Consider the following 2,827-nt stretch of genomic DNA (forward strand, 5'->3'; position numbering starts at 1 on the left):
AAACTTCGCTACTTCCTAGTCCATCCCCAAGTAGCCTTTCAAATTGCCCTCCGCGTGTTCCACACCTTTGATGAAAATTGGCATCCCCGCCACCGCATTCAGAACCTGCTGGACTGGGTGTTTGGGGGAGAGCTGCCGGAGCCCTTTCGTTACTCGCCCCGCTCTGATGTGCGCTACTTTGTCAGCACGGCCAGCTCTGCCTGGATAGACACACGACTAGGAATCTACGAGCCCATTCAAGAGCTGCATCGCGTGCAGGAGCGACTGAGGGTATTTGTTGGCCGAGGCTGTCCTGGGGTGATAGCCGCGGACTTGCTGGACTTGCCGCGGCTGGAGCTGTACGTGGAAGAGGGGTTTGGGGATCCCTGCGCCCTGCTGCAGCAGAAGGGAGTGCCCGAGCGAGTTCACGAGGTGAGAGGGGAGCCAGCCAGTTGGCCCAGCTTTGATGCGGTGGTGTGCGCGGTGGGAGACTTGCAGCGGCTGGGGCGGCCTTTGAGAACCAGCTTTGCTTTCATCCTGGGAGAAGACACCCAGCTCCTCTTTGCCAATGCGGGAAACATAACAGAAACTTTTCTCATTGACTTAGTCCAAGGCCGCAGCTCCGTTCCGTCAGCTGGGCTGTGGGGGTACGAAGGCGTCGAGTACGAAGGAACGGTGGCCAGACTTAGTCGAGTCTATCAGCCTGCTGTTTCTGTTCTTTCTGATGTCAGGGTTGTCGTGGATGTGAGAGCGGGGGTGGGCGTGGCCAGCGCTTGTTTCAGAACTCTTCACCCTGAGGCGGCTATTCACTGTTTCGAGGTGGATCCCCTAGCTCTACACCTGCTGCGGCAGAATATTCTCAGCTTGGGCAACTGCTTTGTGCATCCGGTGGGGCCTAGCGGGGCAGAATAGCTGCAGAACCCGTCGCCTCTGGCTGGAGGATCCTCAGGCCGAGTGGGGAGTGGAGCAGCTGCTCCCTTTCCGAGAAGCCAGGGCAGCCCTCAAGGAGTTGGGTTTGGAGCCCATCGATGTGCTCAGGGTGGCTACAGGTGGAGATGAGGTGGAGGTGTTGACCAGCTTGCAAGAGCAGCTCAAAGACATCAAGGTGATTTACGTGGAGTTTACTTCTGAGCAAGACTGCAAGCAGATTGATCAAATCCTGGATCCATCCCATCTCCTCTGGCAGGGGAAAATCATAGCCGGTCAAAGGGGAGCTCTTTGCTACGTAAACAGAGCTCATTCTTTCAACAGCAAGTAAGTTCTTAAGTGGAGAAAGACAGGAGTCATGAACTCGACTATCATCGTTACAAGTGCCGATAGCAACTTTTTTGAATTGGTTCAGGGAACTATCCTCTCTATCCGAGAGAAGCCCCAGGGACAATCTGTAGATATCGGATTTTTCGATGTAGGCTGCACACCGGAGCAGTTGCAATGGATAGGTCAGTATGTTGATCACGTTGTTGAGCCAGGTTGGAACTATGATCTTCCAGATGGCGATAGAAAGCCCAAGTACCTTAAGGCACTAGTTTCCAGGCCCTTCCTGCCTGAATACTTCCCAGGCTACGAAATTTACATTTGGATTGATGCGGATGCTTGGGTGCAAGACTGGTTTGCAATTGAGCTTCTTGCTTTGGGAGCAAAAGGAAAGGGCTTTGCAATAGTCCCAGAATTATTTGCTAAACACGGGGCCAGATCCTTAAGACATGCTTGGATAGCTGTGCAGTACAGCCTTTACTTTCACTACACTGATTTTGCCGGTTTAGAGATAGAGCCGTTACTAAATGCTGGTGTGTTTTCTGGGGCTAGGCAATCTCCTCACTGGCTGGCATGGAGCAGAAGACTGGGTCAAGCCATTTACAAACGCCTTGACATCCTTACAGATCAATTCGCTTTAAACTTAGCCATTTACAAAGACTTAGGTCTAGATAGAGTTGAGCTCCTGCCCCTGAGCTGTAACTGGCTAGCTAATTACCAAGAGCTTCTATGGGATTCCCAAAGGAAGCGCTGGGTGGATCCCTCCTTACCTCAGTCTCCCTTAGGCATTATACATCTTTCAGGCGAGAGCAAAACAAAGCAAACTCACACTGCACTTACAACCGAAGGTTTTAGGGTCGAAGTATACCTAAGCTACCCTACTGAGAAACTTACTTTAGTCAAGAGATACGACTACGTCTCGGCAAATCAGAAAAGAGTAAACCTTGACTACTGCTTCCCCTTTCTAGCCGCTATTGACCCATGGTCTCACCCCTGGCCTTTTTTGAGGAGGGAAGTTCCACATCTCTGGTATGCAGATCGACGTCAACCTGGTATTGGCTTTGTCACTCGGGACGAGGCGCACATCTTGTACAACACTGCACTTGAGTTCAAAGGAAAAAACGCCCTAGAAATTGGCTGCTGGCTAGGCTGGTCAACCGCTCACTTGGCAGCAGGAGGAGTTGCCCTTGATGTGGTGGACCCTGCTCTGGCTGATCCTCAAGTCTATGCAAGCGTTGATCAGTCTCTCCGCTCAGCTGGAGTCCGCTCCAACGTCAGCCTCTACCCTGGCTATAGCCCAGCAAAGGTAGAGGAGATCGCCAAGACAGAGAATCGCCGCTGGTCTCTGATTTTCATCGATGGAGACCACACCTCACCAGCCCCCTTGCAAGATGCTCAGGTAGCGGAGCGATATGCTGCCGACGATGCCTTAATCCTGTTCCATGATCTGGCCTCGCCAGATGTAGCCGAAGGTCTGAATTATTTGAGAGACAAAGGCTGGAACACGATGATTTACCAGACCATGCAAATTATGGGAGCGGCCTGGCGAGGCAATGTCAAGCCCGTTGAGCATATTCCAGACCCTGCTGTGAAT

Annotated in this window: 2 protein-coding genes and 1 pseudogene; all 3 read left to right on the top strand. The window is 52.2% G+C overall.

Going from position 1 to position 2,827, the window contains the following annotated elements; genetic code table 11:
* Nucleotides 1–891: pseudogene (locus NW860_RS01300) on the top strand (glycosyl transferase family 1); the annotation flags it as partial.
* 49 nt (nucleotides 892–940) lie between these two features.
* Nucleotides 941–1,237, top strand: a complete 297-nt coding sequence (locus tag NW860_RS01305; RefSeq protein WP_414511976.1) for a hypothetical protein — start codon at nucleotides 941–943, stop codon at nucleotides 1,235–1,237.
* A gap of 27 nt (nucleotides 1,238–1,264) precedes the next feature.
* On the top strand, nucleotides 1,265–2,827 hold a 1,563-nt coding region (locus NW860_RS01310), incomplete at its 3' end, for a class I SAM-dependent methyltransferase (RefSeq protein WP_414511977.1).

This window comes from Synechococcus sp. F70.1, assembly GCF_047502745.1.
Taxonomy (GTDB): domain Bacteria; phylum Cyanobacteriota; class Cyanobacteriia; order Thermostichales; family Thermostichaceae; genus Thermostichus.